At 73.6% G+C, this 23,833-nt stretch carries 5 protein-coding genes; 2 read left to right on the forward strand and 3 right to left on the reverse strand.

Features of this window, described 5'->3' with window-relative positions:
- Positions 1-45: 45 nt before the first annotated feature.
- Both ACIQ87_RS24585 and ACIQ87_RS24590 read left to right on the forward strand, forming a co-directional pair.
- Positions 46-924, forward strand: coding sequence for a nuclease (locus ACIQ87_RS24585; RefSeq protein ID WP_402410122.1), 879 nt, complete (start codon positions 46-48; stop codon positions 922-924).
- Positions 925-1,177: 253 nt separating this feature from the next.
- Positions 1,178-2,611: an NAD(P)/FAD-dependent oxidoreductase gene (locus ACIQ87_RS24590; RefSeq protein WP_402410124.1), complete on the forward strand. Its 1,434-nt coding sequence runs from the start codon at positions 1,178-1,180 to the stop codon at positions 2,609-2,611.
- Between the two features lie 360 nt (positions 2,612-2,971).
- On the opposite strand, the gene ACIQ87_RS24595 is transcribed toward ACIQ87_RS24590, so the two are convergent.
- The 3 genes from ACIQ87_RS24595 to ACIQ87_RS24605 are packed head-to-tail and all read right to left on the reverse strand — an operon-like array spanning position 2,972 to position 23,831.
- Entirely contained in the window at positions 2,972-4,135 is a 1,164-nt protein-coding gene (locus ACIQ87_RS24595; protein WP_402410126.1) for a macrolide family glycosyltransferase, read from the reverse strand.
- On the reverse strand, positions 4,135-6,387 hold the full coding sequence (locus tag ACIQ87_RS24600) for a cytochrome P450 (RefSeq protein WP_402410127.1): 2,253 nt from the start codon (positions 6,385-6,387) through the stop codon (positions 4,135-4,137). Before ACIQ87_RS24600 ends, ACIQ87_RS24595 begins: the two co-directional genes overlap by 1 nt.
- Positions 6,384-23,831 carry an SDR family NAD(P)-dependent oxidoreductase gene (locus ACIQ87_RS24605; RefSeq protein ID WP_402410129.1) on the reverse strand — a complete coding sequence of 5,816 codons (17,448 nt, stop codon included), beginning with the start codon at positions 23,829-23,831 and terminating at the stop codon, positions 6,384-6,386. The genes ACIQ87_RS24600 and ACIQ87_RS24605 overlap by 4 nt, the downstream gene beginning before the upstream one ends.
- Between the last annotated feature and the right edge of the window lie 2 nt (positions 23,832-23,833).

Consider the following 23,833-nt stretch of genomic DNA (forward strand, 5'->3'; position numbering starts at 1 on the left):
GAAGAGCATCACAATGGGTCGCGACTCGACTACGGGAGGCAACCCATGACCATGACGCTCATCAAGGGCCGCTACCAGATCAAGGGCTTCGAACCGGACGGTGACACCGTCCACTTCCTCCCCGACGACATCACCATCTGGTCCCAACTCCCCGGCGACCACAAGGTCAAGACGGACGACCACGGTGGCGCCAGCCTTCGGCTGGACGGGATCGACGCGTTGGAGACCCATTTCCTGGGCGTCGGCCCCGACTTCGTGCACCAGCCGCTCGACCTGGGCGCGCACGCCGCCCGGGACGCCCTGCTGACCTGGCTGGGCTTCACCGACGTCGCGCAGGGGGCGGACGAGAAGGTCACCTCCGCCACCCCGGAGACCGTCGCCGGGTTCATCCTCACCGGTGGCGCCGACACCTACGGGCGCTGCGTCGCCATGGTCGGCAAGGGTGCGCCGATCCCGGACGCCGAGAGCGGGGCCGTCCTCAGGGTCGACGTGCCGCTGCTGCACCAGACCGCCAACCACGAACTGCTCTCCCGTGGCCTGGTCTACCCGACGTTCTACAAGAACCTGCCGAGGGAACTTCGCCTCGACATGGCCGCCACCAGCCAGAAGGCGCGGGCCGAGAAGGCGCCCGACAGCGTCTGGGCCAACGACGTCACCCACAGCGGCGCCACGATCGAGGACCTGAGCTCCCTCACCGACCGCCTGGTCGTCATGCCGAAGCTGTTCCGGCGCCTGGCCGACTACCTGCGGCTCTTCGGGCCGTCCCTCGACCACCTCCCCGCCTTCCTCGCCGGCGGGGACGACGAGTACTTCCTCTCCGACCAGAGGGACTCGACCAAGGGCCTGCACCGCGTCATCGACGTCGTCGGCGACACGATCAAGCTGCGCCCCCGGATCGAGGACATCGTCTTCGTCGAGAAGTGAGAGGGGATCCCGCGCGGTGTGAGAGGGGATCCCGCGCGGTGCACGCGAGTTGAGGATGACGACGTGCGGGGCATCGGGCAGACCGTCCGGCCGGCCAGGGGGCACCGTCCGGTGGAAGGCCCACCCGCTCGTTCCCGATCCCCCGCACGCCCCGCACCCGACGGGGCGGCGTATCCCCCCGCGGGTCGGGATATCCGGTGACGCCGCGGGTAGTCCTGAAGGCTGGTGCCGGTCGTCGGGCGGAGGGTCTTCGGTGGCGCGTCGCGTGGTGGACGTGATCGTGGTGGGCGCGGGTGTGGTGGGCCGTTCGGTGGCCTTCGCGCTGGCCTCCGGTCGGCCGGGGCTCCGGGTCGTGCTGTCCGGCCGCCGGGGCCCCGGGGCCTCGGAAGCGGCCGGCGCCATGCTCGGGGCGCTGGGCGAGGTGACCGAGGCCTCGCTGAGCCGCCGGCACGGGCGTCTGCGGGTCGAGCTGGCCCTGGAGGCCGCCAGGCGGTGGCCGCGGTGGCGCAGCACCGTGCGGAAGGCCGGTGCCGCCGGGGCCCGACCGGACGATGACGGTTACGCGGCCGGCACGTTCGTCCTGTTGAACGCGGTCAGTTCACCGTTGGACGAACGGTCGTTCGCGGCGATCGTCCGCGCCGGTCGCGAGTACGGCGTCGCGGTCAAGGAGATCGAGCCCGCCGACGTGCCGGCCGTGCGGCCGCTGGACAACGAGCGGCCGCTGCGCGCCCTCCACCTGCCCGAGGAGGCGTTCCTGGACGCCCGCCGCTGGCTCGCATCCCTGGACGGCGCGCTCGGCTCGCTGCCGAACGTGACGCGGACTGCCGCCGCCCCGCTGCGGTCGGACGGATCCGGCTACGTCCTGTCGACCCGCGACGGGAGCATCACCGCACCCGCCGTGGTGGTGGCCGCCGGGGCGTGGACGAGCCCGCTGGTCGAGGCGCTGGATCCCGAGCTGACGCTTCTGCCGGTGGCCGCGGCGGAGGGCACCGCCGTGAGCGTGTCCGCCCCGGCTCCGCTGCCCGCCGTGCTCCGCACCCCGAACCGGGCGTACGCGTGCGGGCTGCACGCCGTGCCCCAGGCCGACGGCAGCTGGTACCTCGGGGCCAGCGCCGCCCCCGCGCTCGCCCCCGGCGACAGCCCACAGCTGGGCGCCGTACGGTTCCTCCTCGAAGCCGCCCTCGGCCAGCTCCACCACGGCCTCGCCACCGCCCGACTGCGCCACCTGCACTTCGGCAACCGGCCGATCGGCCTGGACGGCCACCCGCTGATCGGGGCCACCGGCCGACCCGGGCTCTGGGTGGCGACCGGCACCCACCGGGACGGCCTGCACGCCTCGCCCCTGATCGCCCAGGAACTCGCCCGGGAGATCGTCGACGGCACACCGAGCCCCTGGCTCGCGCCGTGGCGACCCGACCGGGCGCCGATCAGCGACTGGACCGCCCAGGAGGCGATCGCCGAGGCCGCCGCCCACCACCAGGCCCTCGCCGCCGAGGCCCGGATGCGCCCACCCCTGACCGGAGCCTGGCCACAGTCCCTCGCCGCCGCCTACCACCGGCAGCTCACCGACGCCTACGAGCTGCTCCCCGACGGCTTCGTCCTCCCGCCCGAACTCGCGCCGCTCGCCTACGAGCAGGCACCCGCCCTGGCCGGGACGATCCACACCTACCTCCAACGGCGGAGGTAGCCGGAGCGACCACCTGGCACATCGTCAGCGCTCGACGCACTTCTTCGGACGCGAGCCCGGACGGCACCGTCCGGCGGTCTCGGGGGATCGGAATGAACCCGCACCGCCCGGCCGCGACACTCATGGCGGCCACTGCCTCCTGCTCTGCGGCCCCGCCCACGCCTCGGCGGTGGACGGGAAGACGCAACGGGAGTAGATCGTCACCTGCGTCGACACGGAGATGGAGAAGGGGGCCCATTGCGAAGCCCAGAAGTGTCGTTGGCGGCTTCGCGCCCAGTGTGAAGGCGCCCGAGCGCCGTGCGCGGGAACGGGCTCCACCGGGCAGTGCGCACCCGCACCCCGCCCGGTGGAGCCCGGCCGCTACCGCGTCAGCAGCTCCTCCAGGACGTCCGCCCCCTTGGACGCGCCGCCCGCCCCGCGCACGACCGGGCTCAGGGCCGCCGCCCGGGGGCGGCAGGACCGGACGTCCTGGAGGGCGTCGCGCAGGCCCTGTACGGTCGGCTCGGCGAGCGTCCGGCCGACCCCCAGCTCCTCCGCCCGCCGGGCGACCGCCCGCTGTTCCGGAATCTGCGGCACCGCCACGAAGGGCACCCCGTGGTAGAGGGACTCCATCGCCGAGTTCATCCCGGCGTGGCTCAGGAACACCTCGGTGTGTCGCAGCACCGCCGCCTGCGGCACGTGCGCGTGCACTTCGACGTTCGCCGGGATCGGGCCCAGCGACTCCTGGTCCAGCCCGCCCACCGCCATGACGACCTGCCAGTCACTGTCCCCGAACGCCTCGATGCAGGCCCGGTAGAAATCGGGCCGGTCGTTGAAGACGGTTCCCAGCGATATCAGCAGCACCGGGGCCTGCGACCGGGGGCTCCACTGCTCAGCGGTCTGCCGGCTGCTCAGCGAAGGCCCGACGAAGTGGAAGCGCTCGTCGAAGGTGTCCCCCGACATCTGGAACTCGCGGGGGATGAACACCAGGCTCGTCGGGGCCACGTGGCCGAACATCAGGTTCGGGTCCTCGAGGAAGGTGTGGCCCTGCGCGAACTTCCCCGTGTCCTGGATCGCGGCCACCAGTCGGGGGTTGGTGTGGTCGAAGTCGGCCGGTAGGTACACCTGCGCCGCCGAGAAGGACTCGTTCTCCGCGAAGGTCGGCACCAGGGAGATCTCCCGCACGCCGAGCAGGTTCGCCAGCATCCTCCCGGTGAAGGTCACCGAGTCGTAGCACACCGCGTCCGGCGGGTCGGCCGAGAAGTGCTCGGCCAGGACGGGGAAGGAGGCGCGCGCGTCGTCGAGGTAGTGCTCCATCGTCACGGCGAGCTGTTCCGCCGTGAACTCGCTCCGCGCCGCCATGTCGGGCGGCAGCTGCGAGGGCAGGGTCACCGGCGACGCCCCGGCGGCGGAGGCGGCGTCCATGGTGGCCGGTCCCGTGGCGTAGCTGACCCGGTGACCGCGCCGGACCAGCTCTTCGACCAGCGGCAGGGTCGGGTTCACGTGCCCGGACGCGGGCGCGCTCACGAAGGCGAAATGGGCCATCAGCCCTCCTCCAGGATGACCGGAAGAGTCTTGTGCCCGTTGGTGAAGAAGGAACCCAGCGGCTCGAGTTCGGACGACGGGACGGCCAGCCGCAGCCGGGGGAACCGGGAGAACAGCGCGGACAGCGCCGTCGTCGCCTCCAGCTTCGCCAGCGGGCTGCCGAGGCAGAAGTGCACGCCGTGCCCGAAGGTGAGGTGGTCGGCCCGCGACGGCCGGGTGACGGAGAACTCCTCCGCGTCGGCCCCGTGCTGCGCCGGGTCGCGGCCGGCCGCGCCGTAGGACAGCAGGATCGCCTCCCCCTTGCGGATCTGCACGCCGTCCGCGGAGATGTCCTCCACGGCGTACCGCAGCGGCAGGTTCGGCACCGGCGCCTGCCAGCGCAGGGTCTCGTCCACCACGTCCTCCCAGGTGCTGGTCCCGGACCGGACCAGGGCGAGCTGGGACGGGTGGGTGGCCAGCGCGTGGATGGCGTGGTCGAGCAGGTTGACCGTCGTCTCGAAGCCGGCGGAGATGCTCAGCAGCAGGGTGTCCAGCAGTTCCCGCTCGGACAGTCGCGTGCCGTCCGCCTCCCGCGCGGCGATCAGGTCGCTGGTCATGTCGTCGCCGGGGTCGCGCCGCTTGGCGGCCACGAGTTCCTTGAGCAGCATGTACAGCTCGCCGGAGGCGGCCTGCACGCCCGCCGGGTCCGCGTCGAGGCTGAACACCGCGTCCACCAGCCGCCGCAGCTCCGCGCCCGTCTGCGCGGTCACCCCGAACAGTCCGGTGATGACCTGGATCGGCAGCGGGAACGCGAACCGTGCGCGCAGGTCGACCGTCTGCCCCGGCGGGACCGCGGCCAGGTCGGCGATCAGGCCGGCCGTGATCTCCTCGACGCGCGGCCGCATCGCTTCGATGCGGCGCGGGGTGAACGCCTTGGCCACCAGGCTGCGCAGCCTGGTGTGGTCGGACCCGTAGGCGGTGAACATGTTCTGCATCGCGACCCACATGATCAGCGGCCAGTCCGGCGGGATGTCGCCGTCGCGCCACATGGGCCAGTGCTTGTTGGCGTCCTTGGAGACCTTCGGGTCGAGCAGCAGCTTCTTCGTCAGGTCGTGCCCGGTGACGGCCCAGGCCGACACGCCACCGGGCAGTTCGACGGGCGTGGCCGGGCCGCGCTCGCGCAGGGCGGCGGCCTCGCCGAAGATGTCGTCGCCGGAGGGGTCGATGACGTACGCGTCGGCGGGCCGGGCCTGCGCGCGCAGCGGCTCGGTGAAGATGGTGGCCGTACGGGGCTTGGGCGGCTCGGTGACCTCCAGCAGGGACGCGGTGAACCGCGAGCCCATGCCGAGGCCGATCGACATGATGGTGTCGCCGGGCTTGAGGGTCTCGTCGTGCAACAGGTGGTCCATGCCGAGCAGTTGGTCGCACGGCCCGACGTGGCCGAGCTCGCGCAGCATCGGCCAGGTGGTGCGGCCCAGGTCGATGCCGAGCGGCTCCAGCACGACGACCTCCAGCTGGGCCAGGCCCAGACCGGTGACGACGAACCTGGTGATGTCGGAGATGCTGACGCCGCCCTCCTTGGCGGCCTGCTCGACCGCGGTGACCAGGGCCCCGCTCATCAGCGTCAGGTACGGGGCCAGGCCGGTGACCTCGATCGGCGTACGGTTTCGGTGGCCCTTGGGGTCCGGGATCGTCGGGGTGGCGAGGACCTCCATCTGGGTCGCGGAGCTGTTGGCCGTCGCGACCAGCCGCGCCCGGCCGCCCTCGCGGTTGAGCACGGCCGCGACCGCGCCGTCGGCCAGGAAGATCCCGACGGTGGGCTGCCAGCGTTCCCACCGCGGCGGCAGGAAGCGGGCGGTGGCCGTGACCAGGGTCGCCCTCGCGGCCGGGTCGGCCACCAGGTGCGCGGCGGCGGACTGCAGCGCGGCCGAGCCGCCGTTGCTGGTCGCCTCGACCTCGTAGACGAGGGCGTGGCCGAGGCCGAGGACGCGCTGCAGGTGGCAGGAGGACGCCATGTGGTCCTGGTGGTCCATCTGGGCGTAGGCGGCCATGGAGATGTCGGCGCCGCTGAGGCCGGACTCGCGCAGGGCTCCGATCGCCGCGTGCACGGCCATCGCGTGCTCGGTGACGTCCTCGGAGCTGGTGAACGACACGAAGTCCGACAGCGCGAGCAGCCGCCGCATGGTCTCGGTGTCGGGCACGGCCTGCGTCGCGGGCGTGCGGGGCGGCAGGTACCGCCCCGTTCCACCGATGTAGACGTTGTCCCAGATCATGAATGGTCCTTTCCCCTGAGTGCGGACAGCCCGGCCCCGTATCCGCTGAAGTCGAGGAGCCAGGTACTGATGGCCAGCGCCGTGGCCGCGGAGTGCTCCTCCAGCACGGTGAAGTGGTCGCCCGAGACGGTGAGCTCCTCCTGGGCGGTGGTGGACAGCCGGGGCCACGAGCGCTTCCCGGTGCCCACCAGCAGTACCGGCGCGGTGACGGGCTCCGGGGCGCCGGCCAGGTCGAGGTAGCGGCCCATGGCCACCAGCCGGTCCTCGTCGACCGGCTGGACCTGGTGGCCGGCGTCGAGCATGCCGGTGAGCACACCCGGCAGGTCGTCGGGGTAGCCGTCGATGAGCACCACGGCGCTGGGCCGGGCCCCCCGCCGTTCCAGTTCCCTGGCGGTCGCCAGCGCCAGCCACGCGCCCACCGAACGGCCGACCAGCACCGGCGCGTCGGCGGCCGACGCGGCCTCGGCGAGTGCCTGGACCAGGACGTCGGCGTCCGCGGGCAGCGGGTCGCCGGCGAAGCCCGGCAGGGTGACCGCCGTGACGTCGCGGGCGGCCTCCAGCGCCGCGGCGAACCGCCCGTACTCCTCGATGCCGCCGGACGCCAGCGCGGACGGCAGGCAGACCAGCGACGGCTGGAGGAAGCCGGTCGCGAGGGCGACCACCTCGGCCTTGGGAGCGTCGGTGGCCGGGCTCAGCCGGGACGCCGTGGCCAGCAGGTCGAGGCCGTCCTGCGCGCGGCCGACGTCGACGGCCTTGCGCAGCAGCTGTTCCATCGGCCCGGCGACCCGGTTCTCCGGCGAGCACAGCTGCCCGTAGAGGTGGTTGACGAGCTGTTCGGGCGTCGGGAAGTCGAACACGAGGGTCGCCGGGAGCTGGAGCCCGGTGGCCGCGTTGAGCCGGTTGCGCAGCTCGATGGCGGTCAGCGAGTCGACGCCGTGGTCGCGGAACAGCTGCCGCGGGTCGTCGATCCCGCCGGGGGCCATCCCGAGGATGCTCGCGCTGTGCGCGACGACCAGGTCGAGCAGCAGGGCGCGCTGCTCCGGCTCGGGCAGGGCTTCGAGCCTGGCCCGCAGGTCGCCGGGGCCGGCCGCCGGGGCCGGCGCGCGACGCGGCCGAGCGAGTCCGCGCAGCAGCGCGGGCGGGGTGTCGATCGCCGCGAGGTCGAGGCGGACCGGCACCAGCGCCGGGCGGTCGCCGGCCAGGGCGGTGTCGAACAGGCCGAGGGCCTGCTCGGTGGCCAGCGGCAGCATCCCGGTCCTCGCCAGCCGGCGGTGGTCGGCCTCGGTCAGGTTCCCGGTGATGCCGCTGGACTCGGCCCACTGGCCCCAGGCCAGGGAGGTGGCGGGCAGACCGCGCGTGTGCCGGTGCTCGGCGAGCGCGTCGAGGAACGCGTTCGCGGCGGCGTAGTTGGCCTGCCCGGGGGCGCCGAACACCCCGGACGCCGAGGAGAACAGCACGAACGCCCGCAGGTCCAGGTGTTCGGTGGCCTCGTGCAGGTGCCACGCGGCATCGGCCTTCGAGCGCAGCACCGTGTCGATCTGCTCCGGTGTCATCGATCCCACCACGGCGTCGTCGGTGACCCCGGCGGCGTGCACGACGACCCGCAGGTCGGGGATCGAGGCGACGAGATCCCTCAGCGCCCCGCGGTCACCGGCGTCGCAGGCGACCACGGTGAGGGCGGCGCCCAGCTCCTGCCGGAGCCCGGGCGGCTCGACGCCGCGGCGGCCGGCGAGCACCACGTGCCGGGCACCGTGCCGCTCGACCAGGTGCCGGGCGACCAGAACGCCGAGGGTGCCGGTGCCGCCGGTGATCAGCACGGTGCCGTCCAGGGGCGCGCCGTCCAGGGGCGCGCCGTCCAGAGGCGCGCCGTCCAGGGGCCCGGCCGGGGCGGTCGGGGCGGCCCTCACCAGCCTCGGCACGAGGGCGGTTCCGTCCCGCAACTGGATCTCGGGCTCGCCGTCGCTCACGGCGGCGCGCACCGCGGCGGGGATCGCCCGTCGTGAGGCGGCCGTGCCGTCGTGCCGGACGGTCAGGATCCGCCCGGGGTTCTCGCTGTGCGCGCTGCGCAGGAAGCCGCGGGCGGCGGCCGAGGCCAGGTCGTCGCCGGTGAGGACCACGAGCCGGGCCGGCGTGTCGGCGGCCAGGAACTCCCGGACCCTGCCGAGCAGTTCCCGGGTCACCGCGTGGGCGGCCGCGACCGGTTCGCCCTCGCCGACGACCTCGTGGAGGACCGTCTCGGTGTCCGGGCCGTCCGGTGCCGCCATCGGGGTCCAGTCGACGGCGAACAGCGTGTTCGGCCGGCGCCCGGCGCCTTGACCCACCGCCTCGACGGGCCGCAGGACGATCTCCTCGATGCTCACGACCGGTATCCCGGCGGTGTCGGTGATCCGCACCGCGTAGGTGTCCGGCCCGGTCGGGTGCAACACCACGTGGGCCGTCGCGGCCGACCCGGTGACCGACACACCGGAGAACGAGAAGGGCATCCGCGCCTGGCTGCCGCCGGCGCCGCCGTCCTCGGCCGCGAGGCCGGCGAGCAGGGTCAGCGGCTGGATGGCGGCGTCGAGGAGCGCGGGGTGGACGCGGTAACCGGTGAGCTGCGCGGGGTCCGCCGGGAAGCTCACCTCGGCGTGCAGGTCCTCGCCGTGCCGCCGGATGCCGGTGAGCCCCTGGAAGGCCGGCCCGTAGTCGTAGCCGGCTTCGGCGAGCCGGTCGTAGAGCGAGCCGATGTCGATCGGCGCGGCCTCGCCGTCGTCCGCCCCGGGCACGGCCGTCCGGTCGGCCCCTGTCGCCCGGTCCGCCGGCGGACTGAGCACGCCGGTCGCGTGGCGGGTCCACTCGTCGGGCTCGGCGGAGGTGCGGGAGTGGACGGTGACGGGCCGGCGTCCGGTGTCGTCGGGTGCGCCGACGGTGACCTGCACGTGCACACCGTCGCGCTCGGACAGCACGAGCGGCGCCTCCAGGACCAGCTCGGACAGGACGGGGCTGGCCGTGTGCTCGCCGGCGTGGACGGCCATGTCCACGAACGCCATCGCGGGCAGCAGCGTCGAACCGAGCACGGTGTGCTCGGCCAGCCACGGGTGGACGGACGCGGAGAGTTTCCCGGTCAGCACCACGCCCTGCCCGTCGGGGAGCTTGACCAGGGACCGCAGCAGCGGGTGGTCGGGCGTGTCGAGGCCCTCCGACGGGGTGGTGGGCTGGAGCCAGTAGTGCTGGTGCTGGAAGGCGTACGAAGGCACCCGCACGCCCGACGTTCCCGCCGCCGTGGTCGTGGGCGGCGTCCAGCGCACCGCGCCGTCCGCCCACAACCGCCCCAGCCCCGCGAACAACCGCTCCGGGGAGTCACCACCACGGCGCATCAACCCGTTGCCCACCAGCACCGGATGCGGACCCACCTCCACGAATCCCGTCGCGCCCTGGCCCGCCAGCCACTCCATGGCATCGGCGAACCGGACCGGCTCCCGCACCTGCCGCACCCAGTACCCCGGCTCCCCCATGTCCACCGGACGCCCGGCCACCGTGGAGACCACCGGGATCACCGGCTCACCGAACGACAGGCCCTCAGCCACCTTGCCGAGTTCCTCCAGCACCGGATCCATCCGCGCCGAATGGAACGCGTGACTGACCTCCAGCCGCTTCACCCGGCGCCCACGGCCCCGCCACACCTCAGCGACCGCCTCCACCGCGGCCTCGTCCCCCGACACCACCACCGCATCCGACCCGTTGACCGCCGCCACCTCGGCACCCGGCACCAGCGAGCCCGACACTTCCTCCACCGACGCCTGGAGCGACACCATCGCCCCACCACCGGGCAACTCCTGCATCAACCGACCCCGCACGCTCACCAGCGCACACGCGTCCTCCAGGCTCAGAACGCCCGCCACATGGGCCGCCGCCACCTCACCCACCGAGTGCCCGACCACGAAGTCCGGCCGAACCCCCAGCCACTCCACCAGCCGGAACAGCGCCACCTCCAACGCGAACACACCGCCCTGGGTGAACAGCGTCTGCCCCAACACCCCCTCCCCGTCCTCGAACAACACCTCCACCGGCAACCCCAGCAACCCGCAGACCTCGTCCAACACCCGCGCGAACACCGGGAACTCCCGGTACAGACCCCGTCCCATCCCCGCCCACTGACCACCCTGCCCGGAGAACACGAACGCCGACCTGCCGGAGTCGCGGGCTTCGCCGGTCACCAGCCCGGGATGCACCTCCCCGCGCAGCAGGGCCGTCAATGCCTCCGGTCCGGTCACCACGGCCCGGTGGGCGAACCGGGTCCGCGCGGCGAGCGCGGCGGCGATTCCGTCCGTGTCGGGGGACTCGGTGTCGGGGGACTTGGCCGCGTACGCCTGCAGCCTGCGGGCCTGGGCCCGGAGCGCCTGCTCGGACTTGGCCGACAGCAGCCACGGCAGCGGCACGACGGCTGCGGGGGCGGGCGTGGAAGCGGCAGGGGACTCGGGCGAGGTCTCCTCGGCCGGGTCCGGGGCCGGTGCCTCCAGGATCACGTGCGCGTTGGTGCCGCTGATGCCGAACGCCGACACGGCGGCACGGCGGGGACGCCCCGTCTGCGGCCACGGCCGGGCCTCGGTGAGCAGGGAGACACGGCCCGCCGACCAGTCGACGTGCGAGGTCGGCGCGTCGACATGCAGTGTCGGCGGCAGTTCACCGTGCCGCATCGCCATGACCATCTTGATCACACCGGCCACGCCGGCGGCGGCCTGGGTGTGGCCGATGTTCGACTTCACCGACCCCAGCCACAACGGCTCCGCCCGGTCCCCGCCGTACGTCGCCAGGAGTGCCTGGGCCTCGATCGGGTCACCGAGCGTGGTGCCGGTGCCGTGCGCCTCCACCGCGTCCACCTCGGACGCCGCCAACCCGGCATTGGCCAGGGCCTGACGGATCACCCGCTCCTGCGACGGACCGTTCGGCGCGGTCAACCCGTTGGACGCCCCGTCCTGGTTCACCGCCGAACCCCGCACCACCGCCAACACCCGGTGACCGTTACGGCGGGCGTCCGACAACCGCTCCAGCAGCACGACACCCGCACCCTCACCCCACGCCGTACCATCGGCGGCCTCGGCGAACGCCTTCACCCGACCGTCGGCCGCAAGCCCCCGCTGGCGGGAGAAGTCGATGAAGGCGGCGGGTGTCGCCATCACCGTCACACCGCCGGCCAGAGCCAGCGAGCACTCCCCCGAGCGCAGCGCCTGCGCCGCCAGATGGATCGCCACCAGCGACGACGAGCACGCCGTGTCCACCGACACCGCGGGACCCTCCAACCCCAGCAGGTACGACACCCGCCCTGAGGTCACACTCGTCGCCGTGCCGGTGGCCACGTAGCCGTCCGCGTCGCGTGAGATCTGGTCCACTCCGCCCGCGTAACCGGATGCCCAGATGCCGGTGAAGACGCCCGTCTGGCTGCCCCGCAACGACGTCGGATCGATCCCCGCGTCCTCGAAGGTCTCCCACACCGTCTCCAGCAGCACCCGCTGCTGCGGATCCATGGCAAGTGCCTCACGCGGCGAGATCCCGAAGAACGCGGCATCGAAGCCACCCGCGTCCGCGAGGAATCCACCCGACCGCGTGTACGACGTCCCGGGACCGCCGGCCGGATCGTAGAGACGGCCCACGTCCCAGCCACGGTCCGACGGGAACTCCCCCACCGCGTCGACCCCATCGGACACCAGATCCCACAACTCCTGGGCAGACCCCACCCCACCCGGGTACCGGGCCCCCAGCCCCACCACGACCACCGGATCGTCCGACACCGGAACACCGACCGGCACGGGCGCGACCGTCCGGCGTTCCTTGCCGAGGACCACCTCACGCAGGTATTCGGCCAGCCGGGCCGGGGTCGGGTGGTCGAAGACCATCGTCGCCGACAGTCGGGTCCCGACCGCCGTGGACAGCCGGTTGCGCAGCTCCACGCCGGTCAGCGAGTCGAAGCCCAGGTCCTTGAAGGCCAGGTCGCCACCGATCTCGTCGTTGCGGCCCAACACGGCCGAGGCGTGGGTGCTGACCAGGTCGAGCAGGATCTCGCGTTGCCGGGCCTCGGGGAGCGATCCCAGCTCGCCCGCCAGTCCGGTGGTCCGCGCCGGTTTGCGGGCTCGTGTCAGCGCGCGCAGCACCGGCCGGTCGCCCAGTGCGGACACCTTGAGTCGGGCCGCGACCACCGCCGGTTCCGCGGTGTCCAGGCCCCCGTCGAACAGCCCGAGTCCGTAGTCGGTCGCCATCGGCAGCAGCCCCGCCCGGGCGAGGCGTTCACCGTCGGCCTCGGACATCCGCCCGGTCAGCCCGCTGGTCTCGGCCCAGTAGCCCCAGGCCAGCGACACGCCCGGCAGACCCTGGGCACGCCGGTACGCGGCCAGGCCGTCGAGGTAGGCGTTCGCCGCCGCGTAGTTCGCCTGCCCTGCCGCGCCGAGCGTGCCGGCCGCCGAGGAGAAGAGGACGAACGCCGTCAGGTCCAGCCCCCGGGTGAGTTCGTGCAGGTTCCAGGCCGCCCGGGCCTTGGGCTCCCAGACCGCGGCGAGGCGTTCGGGGGTCAGGGACTCGACCACGGCGTCGTCGAGCACACCGGCCGCGTGGACGACCGCGGTCAGCGGGTGCGCCGCCGGGATCGAGTCCAGGACGGCCGCCAGCGCGTCCCGGTCGGCCACGTCACAGGCCGCAACCGTCACCTCCGCGCCCAGCCCGGCCAGTTCCTCACGCAACGCCGCCCCGCCACCACTACGGCTGACCAGCAACAGGTGCCGCACACCCCGCTCGGCCACCAGATGCCGGGCCACATGGCCCCCCAGCGTCCCCGTACCACCGGTGACCAACACCGTACCGTCGGGGTCGAGATCCGCCGGAACAGTGAGGACGATCTTCCCCACGTGAGCGGCCTGGCTCATGAACCGGAAGGCGTCCCGCGCGCGGCGGACGTCCCAGGTGGTGAGCGGTGGCAGCCGCAGCTCGCCCGCGCCGAGCAGCCGGACGGTCTCGGCCAGGATCTCCGCCAGCCGCTCCGGTCCCGCGTCGGCCAGGTCGAAGGCCAGCACGCCGGGTCGGACGTCGGCCTTGCCCATCTCCACGAACCGCCCGCCGGTCGCGAGCAGCCGCAGGGAGGCGTCCAGGAACTCGCCGGACAGCGAATTCAGGACGACGTCCATGGGCGGGAACTTCTGCTCGAACTCCAGGGTGCGCGACGAGGCGATGTGCTCCTCGTCCAGCCCCAGGGCACGCAGGATGTGCCACTTGGCCGGGCCGGCCGTGGCGAACACCTCCGCCCCGAGCCGCCGGGCCAGCTGGATCGCCGCCATGCCGACACCGCCGGTACCCGCGTGGATCAGCACCCGGTCACCGGCCTTCAGCCCGCCCAGGTCGCGCAGGCCGTACCAGGCGGTCATGAACGCGATCGGCACGGCGGCGGCCTGGGTGAACGTCCACTCGTCGGGGATGCGCACCAGCACCCTGTGGTCGGCGACGGCCACCCGGCCGAACGCGCCGGGCAGCAGCCCGGCGACCCGGTCACCCGGCCGCAGCCCGGTGACCTCGGCGCCGACCTCGGTGACGACGCCCGCGCCCTCGCTGCCGAGCAGCGCCTCGCCGGGGTAGACGCCGAGGGCGATCAGCACGTCCCGGAAGTTCAGGCCGGCCGCCCGCACGGCGACGCGCACCTCCCGGGGCCCGGGCGGGGCCTGCTCGTACGGCAGGAAGGCGAGATCGTCCAGGCTGCCCGTGCCCGCCTGCGTCAGCCGTCCGTCGAACGCCTCCTCCGGTGCGGAGCGCACGAGCCGGGGCACGTAGACGGCCCCCCGGCGCACCGCCACCTGGTCCTCGTCGCCGACCGACAGGCCGTCGGGCAGCTCGTCGGCGTCCACGAGCACGAACCGGCCGGGGTGCTCGGACTGCGCGGACCGGACCAGGCCCCATACGGCCGAGGCCTCCGGGTCGCTCACCCCGTCACCGGGAACGACGGCGACCGCGCCCCGCGTGCGCACCACGAGCCGTTCGCCGGGCCCGGCCAGGAAGTCCTGGACGGCCGTCAGCGCCTCGGCGACCGAGCCGGGCGAGACGACGGCGTCGCCGAGCGCGCCTTCGCCGGGGGTCAGCGGAATCCAGTCGAGGGCGTACAGCGGGCCGCGTTCGGCCATCGGACGGGTGGTCAGCGCCTCGACGGTCGCCACGGGCTCGCCGGACCGGTCCGCCAGGTGGACGGCGTACGTGCCGGGGCGCACCACCGTCAGCCGCACGCGCGCGGAGGTCACACCGGTGCGGTGGACCGCGATCCCGCTCAGCGAGAACGGCAGCCGCACGTCACCTTCCGTGCCGGCCAGCAGCGCCAGTGGTTGCAGGGCGGCGTCCAGCAGGGCCGGATGGACGGAGAACCGGGCCGCGTCCGGCACGGTGACCTCGGCGAACACCTCGCTGCCGCGGCGCCACACCGCCTGCACGGCCTGGAAGGCCGGCCCGTACTCGTAGCCCGCCGCGGCGAGCGTGTCGTAGAGCCCGGTGACCGGTTCCGCGCCGGCCGGCGGCCATTGCGTCAACTCCCGTCCGACCACGGCCCGCCCGACCACAGGCTGCCCGCTCACCGTGCCGGTGGCGTGCCGCACCCAACCGTCCGTACGGGACCGGACGTCGACCGTGCGGCGGCCGGTCTCGTCCGGCTCGCCCACGACGACCTGCACGTCCACCGCGCCGTCCGCGGGCAACACCAGCGGCGCCTCCAGGACCAGTTCCTCCACTGCCGCCCCGGCCGCGTGCACCACCAGTTCCACGAACGCCGTCGCGGGCAGCAGCACCGTCCCGAGGACGGAGTGGTCCGCGAGCCAGGGGTGGGTGGCCAGGGAGAGCCGACCCGTCAGGACCCGCTGCTCGCCCACCTCGACAGCGGCGCCGAGCAGCGGGTGGTCCACCGAGTCGAGCCCGGCCGCGGACACGTCGCCCGCGCCTCCGGCGAGCCAGAACCGCGTCCGCTGGAAGGGGTAGGTGGGCAGCGCCACCGGCTCCCCTTCAGGGAACGGCCACCGCACCGGCACACCCGCGACGAACAGCCGCGCCGCGGCGGCCAGGAACTCGGCCGGGGTGCCGTGGTCGCGACGCAGTGTCCCGGTCACCACACCCGCCTCGTGCTCCTCCAGCGCGGGCGTGAGCACCGGGTGCGGGCTGACCTCGACGAAGACGGGGTCGCCACCCGAGGCGAGCAGCAGCCGGGTGGTCCGGTCGAACAGCACGGGTTCGCGGAGGTTGCGGTACCAGTAGTCGGCGTCGAGGACGGAGGTGTCGATCTCCTCGCCGGTCACCGTCGAGTAGAACGGGATCACCGCAGGGCGCGGCGTGATCCCGGCGAGCTCGGTGAGCAGTTGCTCGCGGATCGCCTCGACCTGCACGGAATGGGCGGCGTAGTTCACCGGCAGCCGACGGGCCCGGACACCGTCGACCTCACAGGCCGCCAGCAGTTCGTCCAGCGCGTCCAGATCACCCGACACGACGACCGAACCGGGGGCATTGACCACCGCCACCGTCAGCCGCCCGTCCCAACGGGCCACGAACTCGGCCGCCGCCTCATGCCCGAGCCCGACCGACACCATCCCCCCCTGATCGGCCAGAGCGACCAGAGCCCCGCTGCGCAGAGCGACCGCCTTCGCGGCGTCCTCCAACGACAACGCCCCCGCCACGTACGCCGCGGCGATCTCGCCCTGCGAATGCCCGACGACCGCGTCAGGCTCCACACCATGGGCCCGCCACAGTTCGGCCAGCGCGACCATCACCGCGAACAGCGCCGGCTGCACCACGTCCACCCGCTCCAGCGAACCACCGCCGGTCAGCACCTCCACCAACGACCAGTCCGTGTAGGGCGCCAACGCCGCAGCACACGCGTCGATCGCCTCCCGGAACACCGGCTCCGAGGCGTACAACTCCCCACCCATGCCCACCCACTGCGCACCCTGCCCCGGGAACACGAACACCGAACGACCCAACGGACGAGCGGTCCCGGTGACCAGACCCGGCACCGACCGGCCCTCTGCCAGCGCCTCCAGGGCCTCCACACCGTTCAGCACCGCACGGTGCTCGAACACGGTGCGGGCGGCCAGAGCGCCCCCGACCGCCGCCGGGCTCACCTCGGGACGGACGGCGGTGAAGGCACCCAGCCGGCGCGCCTGCTCCCGCAACGCCACATCCGACTTCGCCGACAACACCCACGGCACCACCCCGCCCGCGGACCCGGCCGAAACCCGGACCGGCTCCTCGGCAGCAGCCTCGATCACCACATGCGCGTTGGTGCCGCTGATGCCGAACGCCGAGATGCCCGCGCGACGCAGGTGGCCGTTGTCGGGCCACGGCCGGGCCTCGGTCAGCAGCCGGATGTTTCCGGACTCCCAGTCGACGTGCGAGGTCGGCGCGTCGACGTGCAGCGTCGGCGGCAACTGCCCGTGCCGCATCGCCATCACCATCTTGATCACACCGGCCACGCCGGCGGCGGCCTGGGTGTGGCCGATGTTGGACTTCACCGACCCCAGCCACAACGGCTCCACCCGGTCCCGGCCGTAGGTCGCCAGCAGGGCCTGCGCCTCGATGGGGTCACCGAGGGTCGTCCCCGTGCCATGCGCCTCCACCGCGTCCACCTCGGACGCCGCCAGCCCGGCGTTGGCGAGGGCCTGACGGATCACCCGCTCCTGCGACGGACCGTTCGGCGCCCCGAGGCCGTTGGAGGTGCCGTCCTGGTTCACCGCCGAGCCCCGCACCACCGCCAGCACCCGGTGGCCGTTGCGACGGGCGTCCGACAACCGCTCCAGCAGCAGCAAGCCGGCACCCTCGGCCCACGCCGTACCGTCGGCCGCCTCGGCGAACGCCTTCACCCTGCCGTCGGGAGCCAGGCCGCGCTGGCGTGAGAACTCCGTGAACCCCAGCGGGGTCGCCATCACGGTCACCCCGCCGGCCAGGGCCAGCGAGCACTCCCCCGAGCGGAGCGCCTGCGCCGCCAGGTGGATCGCCACCAGCGAGGACGAGCAGGCGGTGTCCAGCGAGACCGCCGCGCCCTCCAGCCCCAGCAGGTAGGCGATCCGGCCGGAGGTCACGCTGGTCGCGGCGCCCGTACCGAGGTAGCCCTCGGCGTCGGCGGGTGCCTGGTCTCCGTAGCCGGATGCCCAGATGCCGGTGAAGACGCCCGTCTGGCTGCCCCGCAACGACGTCGGATCGATCCCCGCGTCCTCGAACGTCTCCCACGCGGTCTCCAGCAGCACCCGCTGCTGCGGGTCCATGGCGAGTGCCTCACGCGGCGAGATCCCGAAGAAATCCGCGTCGAACCCCACCGCGTCCGCGAGGAATCCACCCGACCGCGTGTACGACGTCCCGGGATGGTCCGCGTCCGGATGGAACAACCCCTCGACGTCCCACCCGCGATCCGACGGGAACCCCCCGATCGCGTCCACCCCACCCGACACCAGGCCCCACAGGTCCTCCGGAGACCCCACCCCACCCGGATACCGGGCCCCCATGCCCACGATCACCACCGGATCGGCCCCGACACCCACCCCACCCACCGGCACCACCGGCACCACACCCCCACCGAGGATCTCGCTCAGCAGGTGCTCGGCGAGTTGCCGCGGGGTGGGGTGGTCGAAGGTGACGGTGGCGGGCAGGCGCAGGCCGGTGGCGGTGTTGAGCCGGTTGCGCAGTTCGACGGAGGTCAGGGAATCGAAGCCGAGGTCCTTGAACGGCTGCCGCTCCCATCCGGCCCCCGGTTCGCGGTGACCGAGCACGGCGGCGGTGTCGGTGGTGACCAGGTCGAGTGCGGCGCGCAGCCGTTCGGCCTCCGGCAGTGACCGCAGGCGGTCGGCGATCGCGCCGTGCCGTGCCGGGCGCCGGGCCGCCTTGCGGGAGACGAGGCCCTTGAGGGCCGCCGGGGCCGCCGGGGCGCCCGCCATCACGGACAGGTCGAGGCGTACCGGCACCAGCGCGGCCCGGTCCGTGGCCAGGGCCGCGTCGAACAGCGACAGGGCGTGGTCGGTGGCCAGCGGCACGACCCCGGCTCGCGTGAGCCGGTCCTGGTCGACACCGGTCAGGTGCCCGGTCATGCCGCTCAGCTCGGCCCAGTAGCCCCAGGCCAGCGAGGTCGCCGGCAGTCCGAGGGCGCGCCGGTGCACGGCGAGGGCGTCGAGGAAGGTGTTGGCCGCGGCGTAGTTGGCCTGCCCGGGGCTGCCGAGCGTGCCGGCCGCCGAGGAGAAGAGGACGAACGCCGTCAGGTCCAGCCCCCGGGTGAGTTCGTGCAGGTTCCAGGCCGCCCGGGCCTTGGGCTCCCAGACCGCGGCGAGGCGTTCGGGGGTCAGGGACTCGACCACGGCGTCGTCGAGCACACCGGCCGCGTGGACGACCGCGGTCAGCGGGTGCGCCGCCGGGATCGAGTCCAGGACGGCCGCCAGCGCGTCCCGGTCGGCCACGTCACAGGCCACAACGGTCACCTCCGCGCCCAGCCCGGCCAGCTCCTCGCACAACGCCGCCCCGCCACCACTACGGCTGACCAGCAACAGGTGCCGCACACCCCGCTCGGCCACCAGATGCCGGGCCACATGGCCCCCCAGCGTCCCCGTACCACCGGTGATCAGCACCGTACCGTCGGGGTCGAGATCCGCCGGAACAGTGAGGACGATCTTCCCCACGTGGGCGGCCTGGCTCATGAACCGGAACACGTCGACCGCGTCCCGGACCCCGCGGACGTCCAACGGCAGCGGTGCGAACCCGCCGTCCGTGAAGGCCCGTACGACGGCGTCCAGGATCTCGCCGAGCCGCTCCGGCCCCGCGTCGGCGATGTCGAACGCCCGGTAGACGATGTCGGGATGGTCGGCCGCGTCGCGGATGTCGGTCTTGCCCATCTCCACGAACCGGCCGCCGGTCGCGAGCAGCCGCAGGGAGGCGTCGACGAACTCGCCGGACAGCGAGTCCAGGACGACGTCCATGGGCGGGAACTTCTGCTCGAACTCCAGGGTGCGCGACGAGGCGATGTGCTCCTCGTCCAGTCCCAGGGCACGCAGGACGTGCCACTTGGCCGGGCCGGCGGTGGCGAACACCTCCGCCCCGAGCCGCCGGGCCAGCTGGATCGCCGCCATGCCGACACCGCCGGTACCCGCGTGGATCAGCACCCGGTCACCGGCCTTCAGCCCGCCCAGGTCCCGCAGGCCGTACCAGGCGGTCATGAACACCACGGGCACTGCCGCGGCCCTGGCGAACGACCAGTCGTCGGGCATCCGGACCAGCAGCCGCGCGTCGGCGACGGTGACCGGGCCGAAGGCGCCGGGGAGCAGGCCCATGACGCGGTCGCCGGGCCGGAACCGGGTGTCCGGGCCGCTTTCGAGGACGACGCCCGCGCCTTCGCCGCCCATCAGGGCCTCGCCGGGGTAGACGCCGAGGGCGATCAGCACGTCCCGGAAGTTCAGGCCGGCCGCCCGCGTGGCGATCCGGACCTGCCCGGGCCCCAGCGGATCCATGAGCTCCGGGCGGGGCACCAGCGCCAGGTCGTCGATGCTGCCGGTGCCGGTGTCCTCCAGCCGCCAGGTCCCGTCCGGCGGGGTGAGGCTGGCGCCGACGCGGACCAGGCGGGGGACGCGCAGCGCCCCTTGGCGTACGGCCAGTTCCGGCTCGTCCGTGCCGGCGATCAGCGCGGGGTCCCAGGTCGGGTCGGCGTCGACCAGGACGAACCGGTCGGGGTGCTCGGCCCGCGCGCCGCGGACCAGGCCCCAGACCATCGAGTGGTGGAGGCCGACCACGTCACCGGGCGCGGCGGCGACGGCGTTGCGGGTGACGACCGCCAGCCGCGTCCGCTCGCCCGCCAAGTGGTCCCGGATCACGGCGAGTACGCGCCGGGCGCTCTCGTACGCCGCCTCGACGGTGTCCGCCTCGGGCTCCGGCCCGGGCACCTCGTAGACGACCAGGTCCGCGGGGTCGCCGCCCGTCGGTGCCGGTTCGAGGGCCAGCCGTTCGAAGGGCACCCAGTCGAGTGCGTACAGGCTGTCCGGGACGGCGGTGGCGTCCCGGACGGTCAGCGACGTGACGACCGCGACCGGGGTGCCGTCCGGATCGGCCACGGCCACGGTGTACGTGTCCGGCCCGGTGGCGGAGAGGCGTACGCGCAGCGGGCCTCGGCCGGCGGGCCGCATCGCCACTCCGGTGAACGCGAACGGCAGGCCGGTGCGGTCGGTGAGGAACGCCATGGGGTGCAGTGCGGCGTCGAGCAGCGCGGGGTGCAGGGCGAACGGTTCCTCGGCGGGAAGCTCCACCTCGGCGTAGACGGTGTCGCCGACCCGCCAGGCCGCCGTGACGCCCTGGAACGCGGGCCCGTACTCGTAGCCGAGCACGGACAGCGAGTCGTAGAGCCCGTCGACGTCGAGGGGCTCACCGGCCGGCGGCCAGTCCCAGTCGCTCAGCACCGGCTCCTCGCCCAGGGTCCCGGTGGCGTGCCGCACCCACTCGTCGCCGTCACGCGAGTACACCGTGAGCGGGTTGCGGCCGTCGTCCTCGGGGCCCACGACGACCTGGAGGTGCACCGGGGTGTCGTCGAGGACGAGCGGCGTTTCGAGCACCAGCTCCTCGACCGCGCGGCCGAGCCGGCCGGCCGCGTAGGCCGCCATCTCCGCGAACGCGGTTCCGGGCAGCAGGACGGAGCCCCGCACGGCGTGGTCGGCCAGCCACGGGTGGGTGGCGAGTGAGATCCGTCCGCTGAGCACCGCGCCGTCGGGCAGTTCCACGAACGTGCTGAGCAGGGGGTGGTCGCCCGACTCCGTCGGGACGGGCCGCAGCCAGTACGGCTGGCGCTGGAAGGCGTACGTCGGCAGGCTGACGGGCTCGGTGTCGTCCGGGAACCGCCAGTCGACCGGGACACCGTGGACGTGCAGGCGGCCGAGCGAGGTGAGGAAGTCGTCCTGGTCGCGCCGGAGCGTGCCGGTGACGAGGAGGTCGGAGCCGTGGTGGTGACCGGTCCCCTCGACGGCGGAGACCAGGACCGGGTGCGGGCTGACCTCGACGAAGACGGTGTGGCCGTGGTCGAGCAGCCCACGGGTGGTCCGGTCGAACAGCACGGGTTCGCGGAGGTTGCGGTACCAGTAGTCGGTGTCGAGGGCGGAGGTGTCGGTCTCCTCGCCGGTCACCGTGGAGTAGAACGGGATCGCCGCCGGGCGCGGCGTGATCCCGGCGAGCTCGGTGAGCAGTTGCTCGCGGATCGCCTCGACCTGGACGGAGTGGGCGGCGTAGTTCACCGGTAGCCGGCGGGCGCGGATGCCGTCGGCCTCACAGGCCGCCAGCAGTTCGTCCAGCGCGTCCAGATCACCCGATACCACCACGCTGTCCGCCGAGTTGACGACCGCCACGGTCAGCCGGCCGTCCCAGCGGGCCATGAACTCGGCGGCCCGCTCATGCCCGAGCCCGATGGAGACCATGCCGCCCTGGTCGGCCAACACCGCCAGCGCCCTGCTCCGGAGCGCCACCACCTTGGCGGCGTCCTGCAAGGACAGCGCGCCGGCCACGTACGCCGCCGCGATCTCCCCCTGTGAATGCCCGACGACGGCGTCAGGCTCCACACCATGGGCACGCCACAGTTCGGCCAGCGCCACCATCACCGCGAACAGCGCGGGCTGCACCACATCGACCCGCTCCAGCGAACCACCGCCGGTCAGCACCTCCACCAACGACCAGTCCGTGTACGGCGCCAACGCCGCGTCACACGCGTCGATCGCCTCCCGGAACACCGGCTCGGAGGCGTACAACTCCCCGCCCATGCCCACCCATTGCGCGCCCTGCCCCGGGAACACGAACACCGAACGACCCAGCGGACGAGCGGTCCCGGTGACCAGACCCGGCACCGACCGGCCCTCCGCCAGCGCCTCCAGCGCCTCCAGGGCCTCCACACCGTTCAGCACCGCACGGTGCTCGAAACGCGACCGCCCCGCCAGCGCCCGGCCCACCGCAACCGCGCCGAGCTCCGGATGCCCGGCCAGGAACGCCTTCAGCCGACGCGCCTGCTCCCGCAGCGCCGCATCCGACTTCGCCGACAGCGCCCACGGCACCGCCCCGCCCGCGGACTCCGCCGGAACCCGGACCGGCTCCTCGGCAGCCGCCTCGATCACCACGTGCGCGTTGGTGCCGCTGATGCCGAACGCCGACACGCCGGCACGGCGGGGACGCCCCGTCTCCGGCCACGGCCGGGCCTCGGTGAGCAGGGAGACACGGCCCGCCGACCAGTCGACGTGCGAGGTCGGTGCGTCCACGTGGAGGGTCCGCGGCAGTTCACCGTGCCGCATCGCCATGACCATCTTGATCACACCCGCCACGCCGGCGGCGGCCTGCGTGTGCCCGATGTTGGACTTCACCGACCCCAGCCACAACGGCTCGTCCCGCCCCTGACCGTAGGTCGCCAGGAGTGCCTGGGCCTCGATGGGGTCGCCGAGGGTGGTGCCGGTGCCGTGGGCCTCCGCCGCGTCCACGTCCGCCGTCGACAGTCCGGCGTTCGCCAGCGCCTGCCGGATGACGCGTTCCTGGGACGGGCCGTTCGGCGCGGCGAGCCCGTTCGACGCGCCGTCCTGGTTCACCGCCGAGCCCCGGACGACCGCCAGCACCCGGTGGCCGTTGCGGCGGGCGTCGGACAGGCGTTCCAGCAGCAGCAGGCCGGCGCCCTCACCCCAGCTGGTGCCGTCGGCCGCCTCGGCGAACGCCTTCACCCGGCCGTCGGCGGCGAGCCCCCGCTGCCGCGAGAACTCGACGAACCCCGCCGGCGTCGCCATCACCGTCACACCGCCGGCCAACGCCAGCGAGCACTCCCCCGCCCGCAGCGCCTGCGCCGCCAGGTGGATCGCCACCAGCGACGACGAGCACGCCGTGTCCACCGACACCGCGGGACCCTCCAACCCCAGCAGGTACGACACCCGCCCGGACGTGGCGCTGGTGGCTGTTCCGGTGGCGAGGAAGCCTTCGAGGTCCGGCGGCGGCTGGTTGCCGTAGCCGGAGGACCACAGGCCGGTGAACACGGCAGTGCGGCTGCCGCCGAGCGTGGTCGGGTCGATGCCGGCGTACTCGAAGGTCTCCCACGCGGTCTCCAGCAGCACCCGCTGCTGCGGGTCCATCGCCAGTGCCTCGCGCGGCGAGATGCCGAAGAACCCGGCGTCGAACCCGGCGCCGTCGGCGAGGAAGCCGCCCGATCGGCTGTAGGTCGTGCCCGGCCGGTCCGGGTCGGGGTCGTAGACGACGTCCCATCCACGGTCCGGCGGGAACTCGGTGATCGCGTCGGCACCGTCCGAGACGAGCCGCCACAGGTCGGCCGGGGACTCCACTCCGCCCGGATAGCGGCAGCCCATGCCGATGATCGCGATCGGCTCGCGCGCGGCCTCCTCCATGTCGGCGAGGCGCTTACTGAGCACTCCCAGGTCGGCCGTGGCGCGCTTGAGGTAAGTCCGGAGCTTCTCTTCGTCAGACATCG

The sequence above is a fragment of the Kitasatospora sp. NPDC096204 genome (genome assembly GCF_044763205.1).
Lineage (GTDB): Bacteria > Actinomycetota > Actinomycetes > Streptomycetales > Streptomycetaceae > Kitasatospora.

Coding starts and splice junctions, on each gene's coding strand:
- ACIQ87_RS24585 (WP_402410122.1), top strand. CDS start 46: ATGACCATGACGCTCATCAAGGGCCGCTACCAGATCAAGGGCTTCGAA.
- ACIQ87_RS24595 (WP_402410126.1), bottom strand. CDS start 4,135: ATGGCCCATTTCGCCTTCGTGAGCGCGCCCGCGTCCGGGCACGTGAAC.
- ACIQ87_RS24600 (WP_402410127.1), bottom strand. CDS start 6,387: ATGATCTGGGACAACGTCTACATCGGTGGAACGGGGCGGTACCTGCCG.
- ACIQ87_RS24605 (WP_402410129.1), bottom strand. CDS start 23,831: ATGTCTGACGAAGAGAAGCTCCGGACTTACCTCAAGCGCGCCACGGCC.